Origin of the sequence: Flavobacterium algoris (genome assembly GCF_048158525.1) — a bacterium.
Classification (GTDB): Bacteria; Bacteroidota; Bacteroidia; order Flavobacteriales; family Flavobacteriaceae; genus Flavobacterium; species Flavobacterium algoris.
In genome coordinates this window covers 33726-41264 of sequence record NZ_JBLNKT010000033.1, presented here as the reverse complement: position 1 = coordinate 41264, position 7539 = coordinate 33726, and the positions used below count along the sequence as shown (strand labels likewise).

Below are 7539 nucleotides of genomic sequence, written 5' to 3'. Positions count from 1 at the left end.
AAAAATCAAACCTTCCTCAATATTTCGGTTTTTAACCGACATTTTCCAAGCCTTAAGCGAGGTTTCATCTGTACTCATTCCATCGCTTAAACTCCAACCTATGATTTTTCTATCGTATAAATCCATAAAGTTGTCAGGTATACAAATCCCTCTTTGGTTTGAATATAGGTGATATCAGAAACCCAAGCTTTTGAAGGCATTTTTACAATAAACCCTCTGTTTAATATATTTTCAAGGATTAAATAATTATGATTGAGTTGGTCGTTACTTTGAATTTCTTGCTTAATTTACTTCGTAAGCCTAGCTGTTTCATATATTTTGCTACACTAATTGCTTCGCCTGTTCGAGCAAAGCTCTCGGGTCTTGAAATTTTATAACCAATACTCCTAAGTTCTAATGTTATTCTAGGACTTCCGTATCGTTGTTTGGATTTAAAATAAATCAATGTTATCTTTTCTTTTATGGCGATTTTTCGTTGCTGTCTTGCACTGATTGTTTGTTTTTTCCATCGGTAATAACTTCCACTACTCACTTGTAGAACTTTGTACATTTTTTCAATCGGGAATACTTGTTCATTGTTTTTAATGAAACTATAAATCATCGACCGCTCTTGGAAAAAATGCCGATTGCTTTTTTTAATATATCGCGCTCTAACGCGGCATCTTTGAGTCTTTTCTCCAGTTCGTGAATTTTTTCCTGTTCGGAACTTAGTTTTAAATTCCCTTTTCCTGGAAAACTTCCCTCTCCAAACTCCTCGAACTCTTTGCGCCATTTGTACAACTGTGGTGCTGTTACTCCCAGCTCTCTGGCCAATTCTGATATGTTTGTTCTCTCATAACTCAATTGGACGGCTTTTTCTTTCAAAGCTTTGTCATAAATTTTGCGCACTTGTTTCATACATTAAAATTAAGATTATTTCTTAACTTTCTGTGATGGCTAAGTTAGCATGTCCAAACCAAACTATTTAAGTAATTTAAGCGCCTTGTTTATGTATTTTTTTTCTTTATACACCGTCCTCTAGGCTCATCACCCTCGTGAAGCACAATTTCAGAATGTAGGAACTGTGCGGCCTCTGCTGAATCTTTCACTTTAGAAGCACAGCGTTCTAACATTTCCGCTTCAAACTCTGTCAATACACATTCCCTTATTCCGGCTTTCCGCCATTCAGATAAAGGTCGGCATCCTTTTAAAATTCTGCGAGCCAGCTTGAGTGCATCCAGCAGTGCTTGATTTGCCCCTTGTCCTTTGAATGGACTCATTGGGTGAGCCGCATCTCCAATCAGAGTTGCTTTTCCTGCTTTCGCTAGCAATTCTGAACTGAGCAATTCTCGGTCATACACAGGATAACCAGAAATCTGAGTTTCCAGAGTCGCCGCTAAAATCTGAGGTATAGGGTTGTGCCACTGTGTTCTACGACAGGCTTCTTCTTTGAGTGCCTGAGGACCTTTAGCACTTAACGCCTTAGCCTCTTTTTCTGGCATTGGGAAGCTAAGTTGCCACATCACCGATTCTGATGTATATGGCATTATGTAGATCCGCTCATTGCCATTGGCGGTTTGAAATACAGTGGCCGAGTCCAGTAAAGAACTATTAAGACCTTCGAGAATACTCAAAGGACAAATACCCAATATCACAATACAACCTAGATAACGCAGAGGAGTACTATCGGCACCAATCAGCAGCTTACGTACTGAACTACGAATACCATCTGCTCCAACCACAAGATCTGCCTTGGCGTTTTTTATCTTCCCGTCCACTTGAAAAGTCAGATTAACACCTTCACCCACGCATGCTGTAAAATCTACTAACTGGTGTCCCCATTGTACAGCGTCATGTCCGCCGAGCTGCTTAAGTAGGGCTAATCGTAAAGATTGCCGTGCAATATGCACATTTGTACGTTTTGAATACGTTTTTGCATCTGACTGTATCCACTTTCTGATTCCCCATTCACCGATTACTTTTCCTTCTGAGGTATGAACCACATGTCTTGTTGAAATCACTCCTTCTTCTAACGAGAAAATACCCAATCCTTCGATCGCTTTACTAGCTTGTTGCAAAGTGAGTCCATAGCCTTGAGATCGAGCATCGAAGTTGCTATCGCGCTCATAAAGGGTAAAAGGAATCCCGCGGTGCAAACAAGCCACAGCCAGAGCCACACCTCCTATACCACCACCAATAATAGCAACGTGTGGGTAGTTTTCTTTATCCGCCACAGGGTGACTATTAGAATTAAGCAAACCAGATCCGTTACAGTTCAAGCAGGAGTGTAGGTGACCTTTTGGAGGAACTGGAGCCGTCTCTTCGCCATTCGTTTTTTCAAATTGATTTAATGCCATTTGGTAGCGGAGTCGCGCTTTCTTGGTAAGCCCTCGGCTTTTTTTACCACGTCCTTGACATTCCGGACAAATAGTCCAGCTTGCTGCTTCATTTTCCACTTTTTTCACTTCCTCTTTATTTAACTTGATCTAGCTTCTCTCTATATGAAAACTTAGCAAACACAATTGACGCTGGGCTTAATAATAAAGTAGTGATTATGACTTTCATTACTGCTATATAATTTAACGAGAGAGATTTATAGTTTTCAGCGTTTTGCCGCTTGTGGCAGTTGCGTAACTTTAAGACAAAAGATTAGCGGTACAAAACTACTTTTTTCAAATTGAAATAGAAAGGATTTCTCAGAGCTATTTTATTGAAATTTTCTGCTGCTTTTAGATTAATTATCAACCAGACAAATCACAAAAGTGGTTTTTTTATCATCATTCCTATACGCAAGATAGCCGCCATGTGCCTCAACAATACTTTTGGACAACGTCAATCCAATTCCGGCACCTTCTTTTCGGGTGGTAAAAAATGGCAAGAATATTTTATTTTCTATTTCTTTTTCAATGCCTTTTCCTGTATCGGTAATCATAATAAAAATTCTCTTTTCTTTGACTTCTGCGGAAATAATAATCTGTTTATTTAGCGTTTGTTTCAAAGAATAAATGCAATTGGTCAAAAGATTAATCAATACTTGCTCCATTTGTTGTGGGTCAATATTGAGTCTGCGGTCGAAAGTAATCGTGTTTACGACTTCTATTTGCTCGTTTTTAAATAATGGAATCATAATTTGAAAACTGTTTTCAATCAATTTTGACAGTTCTATTATTTCTTTTTTTGGAGAAGGCAACATGGCCAGTTTTCGGTAACTTTCTACAAATTGTTGCAAATGGTCACTTCGTCTCAACATCGTGGCAACACTACTTTTCATATCGTCCAAATCTTCTGCTGAAATGGTTTCCTGCTGAACCAAATCCTGTAAATTCTGAGAAAGTGATCGAATGGGAGTAATCGAATTCAAAAGCTCATGTGAAATCACCTTCATTAGATTTATCCAAGCTTCTTTCTCTTTTTTCTCGATTACATTTTGAATCGAATCCAGTAAAACAATAAAATAATCCCGATTGTAAATTTCACTTCTCGAGGTTTGCATTACAAATGTTTGCGTGTCTTGTTGATTAACGCGTATTTCTAATGATGTTTTGATTTCCTGAAAATTCTGTTCCTCCATAATTTTACAAAGCGAAGGCAAATGATTTTTCAGATACTTCCATTTGGAGACTTTTGGCACATCAAAATGCTTGGAAAAATAGTCATTCATCAAAAAAATATTCCAGTCGTTTCCGTCTTTTTGCAGAATAATAATTCCCGTTTCGATATTGTTTAAAATAGAACGATAGACAATATCTTTTGAAACCTGTTCATTTTCTTTGTTTTTCAGCGTTTCATACAACTTGAATAAGTTGGAATAATTTTGATAAGATTTATGTTTTGAAAAATCCGAAGTAAAATCATTTTGCAAAATCGAAGTAATCGTTCTGTCATAAAGCAAAAAGGCATTTTTGATGTAAAAATAGATTTCAACTAGGAGCAGAAAAATGATAAGAAGACTAAATACTGCTGTAAAAACCAATTCTTTTTGAAAAAGAAAGATGGAAATTCCAGCAACGGAAAGAATAAAAATCAATCGAGCAAAAAGCAGTTGGTATATTTTCCAGGATGTAAACATATTAATTGGTGCTGATGTTATATTTTTCTAAACGACGGTATAAAGATGCTCTTGATAACCCCAATTCTTCAGCGGTTTTACTGATGTTATTGTTATTCTTAAACAGGATTTTTTCGATGGCAGATTTTTCTACAGCTGAAAGCTGAATATCATCTTGGTTATCCTCGTAAGTTGTTATTTGTTCCAAATCTAAATCGGAAACAGTAATATAATTGTTCTCACAAAGAATCACGGCACGTTCTATTCTGTTTTCCATTTCTCGAATGTTTCCGTTCCAAGCGTGCTTTGCTATTTGCTCCAATGCTTTTTCGTCAAAATAAATTTGCTCTCGAGAGTATTTATCAATCATTTTTTGCAAAAGATAGTGCGCCAAAGGGATTTTATCTTCGTTTCGTTCCCGTAATGGAGGCAAGATGATTTCCATAGTGTTGATGCGATAGTACAAATCTTCACGAAAATTTTTATCGGCAACTTCTTGTTTTAAATCCATGTTAGTAGCCGTGATAATGCGAACATTCAACGGTCTTGCTTTTGATTCTCCCAATCGGGTTACTGCTTTAGTTTGAATAACCTGCAAGAGTTTAGATTGCAAATGCAACGGAACATTTCCTATTTCATCTAAAAAAATAGTCCCGTTTTGAGCCATTTCAAAACGTCCGGGAGTGTCGATTTTAGCATCTGTAAAAGCACCTTTGGCATAACCGAATAATTCACTTTCAAAAATATTGGAATTCAACGAACCCAAATCAACATGGATAAAAGGATTATTTTTTCGCTCTGATTGGCTATAAATATGATTTGACAAAACATACTTACCAGTTCCGTTCTCTCCAAGTATTAAAACATTGGCATCGGTTTTGGCAACTTTATCTGCCAAAGAATACGCCTTTTTTATAACATCCGAATTACCAACGAAAAAATCATGGGAACTCTCAATAGTATTTGGTTTCTTTTGTTCTTTTCGACTTTTATCGACAGCTTGCTTAACAACGCTAAGTAATTTTTCGTTTTCCCAAGGCTTTAGAATATAATCAAAAGCACCCGCTTTTAAACCTTCCACAGCCGTTTCAACTTTACCAAAAGCGGTCATCAAAATAACAACGGTTTTTGGAGAAAGTGTTTTTATTTCTTTTAATAAATACAAACCTTCTTTTCCATCCTCAAATCCTATTCTGTAATTCATATCCAGCAAAACGACATCTATTGAGCTTTTTGCTAATAATTCAACTACATTTTTCGGGTTATTGAGCGTGTAAATGTTCTCAAAATACTTTTTAAGGAGCATTTTGGAAGCAAAAAGAATGTCTTCTTGGTCGTCTATAACTAATATTGAGGCATTGGTCTTCTTCATTACTGTTCGGTTTCGGACAAAAGGTGTTCAATAATGAACACCATTAAAATTGTTTTAAAAATAAAAACTTAAAAATAAGGCTGTTACAATGTTTAAGTTTTTGGCACGAAAATCTCTTTATGCTTATCAAATCATCAACAATGGACACCGTAATCACAGGTAAAACTAACAAAAATAAGTATCTTTTAATCGTATTGCCAATTATCTTACTTTTCGGGTATTTTGTCTTTACTTCCGCAACCAAAAAAAGAAGTTTGAACGTAAAAAAAGCTGAAATCACGATTAAGACGGTCGAAAATAATTTTTTTGAAGATTTCATGTCTTTTCAGGCAAAAGCAATTCCTTTAAACTCAATGTTAATTAATATCATTGAAGGTGGGGCCGTTCAGGAAATATTTGTCGAAAATGGAGATATGGTTATTAAAGGACAACCACTGGCAAGATTATACAATCCTAATGCAGAGCTAGCGTATATGCAACAGGAAACAGCGATTATCGAACAAATCAATAATTTGAACAAAGCCAAACTCGATTTAAGAAATCAAGAGTTGAATTTAGAGAAAGACTTGATTGCCATAGAACACGATTATCTCGATGCTAAAAATTTATTCGAATTAAATAAAAAACTTTTTGAACAAGAAATACTTTCTAAAAACGAATGGGAAAAGACCCAAGAGAACTACCGTTTTCAAAAGGAGCGCATGAACATCATCAAACAAAGTGTCAAAAAAGAAAAACTGGCAAATCAAATTCAGATTGGGCAACTCAACCAATCCATTGGTATCATGAACAAAAGTTTGGACATACTAAGGACTAACAAAAAGAATTTTCTAATTATAGCACCAATTTCCGGAAGGCTTTCTTCATTCGAACCGATACTTGGAAAAACGTATTCGCAAAACACGAGCATCGGTTTTATTGATGATAGAAAAGGGTATAAATTGGTAGCTGATGTCGATGAGTTTTATTTGGATAAAATTGCTGAGAAACAAAAAGGAACTGTGGATTTTGAAAACAAAGCCATCGAAGTTCAAATAACCAAAGTAATTCCTGAAATCAAAAATGGAAGGTTTCAAGTGGAATTGGATTTTGTTTCCTCCGAAAAACTGGATTTAAAACAAGGGTTGAGTTTTGGGGTAAAATTAAATCTGTCGGAAAAAACAAAGACGGTAGTACTTTCGAAAGGAAGTTTTAACGAAGAGACCAGCGGCAAATGGATTTTTGTACTCAATGGCAACAAAGCAGAAAGAAGAGAAATCAAACTGGGAAGAGAAAATCCATTGTATTATGAAGTACTTGGCGGATTAAAAGTAGGCGAAAAAGTAATCACGTCATCGTATAAAGATTATAAACTGGTAGAAATATTAAATTTAGAATAAGAAATAATTATATAAAATATCATCAATCAAAAAACGAATAATATTATGATTCAAATTAAAAGCCTTTCAAAAGTATTTAGAACTGAAGAAGTAGAAACTATGGCACTAGGTGAAGTTTCTTTAACCATTAATCAAGGAGATTTCGTTTCGATTATGGGACCATCAGGAAGTGGAAAATCAACTTTATTGAATATTGTTGGATTATTGGATAGCGCTTCGAGCGGAAGCTATCAGTTGTTAAACCAAGAAATGATTGGACTAAAAGAGAAAGAAAAATCGAAAGTCAGAAAAGAAAATATTGGTTTTATTTTTCAGAATTTCAATTTGATTGACGAGTTGTCAGTTTATGACAATATCGAATTGCCATTGATTTATAACAAAGTTCCTTCTTCGGAGAGAAAGAAAAAAGTAGAAGCAATCGCCGAAAAATTAGGAATCTCACACCGATTAAAACATTATCCACAGCAACTTTCCGGAGGACAGCAACAGCGTGTAGCAGTTGCCAGAGCTTTGATTAACGATCCGAAAATTATTCTTGCCGATGAACCTACGGGAAATCTTGACAGTAAAAACGGAAACGAAGTAATGGAATTATTGACAGATTTACATTCGAATGGAGCAACAATATTAATGGTAACACACTCAGATTATGATGCTTCATTTTCACAGAAAACGATTATAATGAAAGATGGAATTATACTTTCTGAAAAAAGGAATGATAGAAATGTGGACGTTTTAGTAACCAATTCCAACAACTAAAA

7 protein-coding genes are annotated in these 7539 nt (G+C 35.5%); 2 read left to right on the top strand and 5 right to left on the bottom strand.

All coding sequences use genetic code 11. The features are described 5' to 3' along the window. Window positions 1-238 precede the first annotated feature (238 nt). The 5 genes from ACM55I_RS14210 to ACM55I_RS14190 all read right to left on the bottom strand — a co-directional run bounded on the left by ACM55I_RS14210 (window position 239) and on the right by ACM55I_RS14190 (window position 5399). Entirely contained in the window at window positions 239-550 is a 312-nt protein-coding gene (locus tag ACM55I_RS14210; protein ID WP_416847514.1) for a hypothetical protein, read from the bottom strand. Between the two features lie 47 nt (window positions 551-597). After that, a complete protein-coding gene (locus ACM55I_RS14205) occupies window positions 598-897 on the bottom strand; it encodes a transposase (protein WP_416847513.1) in 300 nt (99 codons plus the stop codon). An 89-nt stretch (window positions 898-986) separates the two neighbouring features. Further along, window positions 987-2444 carry an FAD-dependent oxidoreductase gene (locus ACM55I_RS14200; RefSeq protein ID WP_416847512.1) on the bottom strand — a complete coding sequence of 486 codons (1458 nt, stop codon included), beginning with the start codon at window positions 2442-2444 and terminating at the stop codon, window positions 987-989. A 269-nt stretch (window positions 2445-2713) separates the two neighbouring features. Further along, window positions 2714-4048, bottom strand: coding sequence for a sensor histidine kinase (locus ACM55I_RS14195; RefSeq protein WP_416847511.1), 1335 nt, complete (start codon window positions 4046-4048; stop codon window positions 2714-2716). A gap of 1 nt (window position 4049) precedes the next feature. Then, the gene (locus ACM55I_RS14190; RefSeq protein ID WP_416847510.1) at window positions 4050-5399 is read right to left on the bottom strand and encodes a sigma-54-dependent transcriptional regulator; all 1350 of its coding nucleotides are present in this window, start codon (window positions 5397-5399) and stop codon (window positions 4050-4052) included. A gap of 140 nt (window positions 5400-5539) precedes the next feature. Here ACM55I_RS14190 and ACM55I_RS14185 point away from each other — a divergent pair, with 140 nt between their 5' ends. After that, entirely contained in the window at window positions 5540-6778 is a 1239-nt protein-coding gene (locus ACM55I_RS14185) for an efflux RND transporter periplasmic adaptor subunit (RefSeq protein ID WP_416847509.1), read from the top strand. Window positions 6779-6823: 45 nt separating this feature from the next. Then, entirely contained in the window at window positions 6824-7537 is a 714-nt protein-coding gene (locus ACM55I_RS14180) for an ABC transporter ATP-binding protein (protein ID WP_416847508.1), read from the top strand. Window positions 7538-7539: the final 2 nt, after the last annotated feature.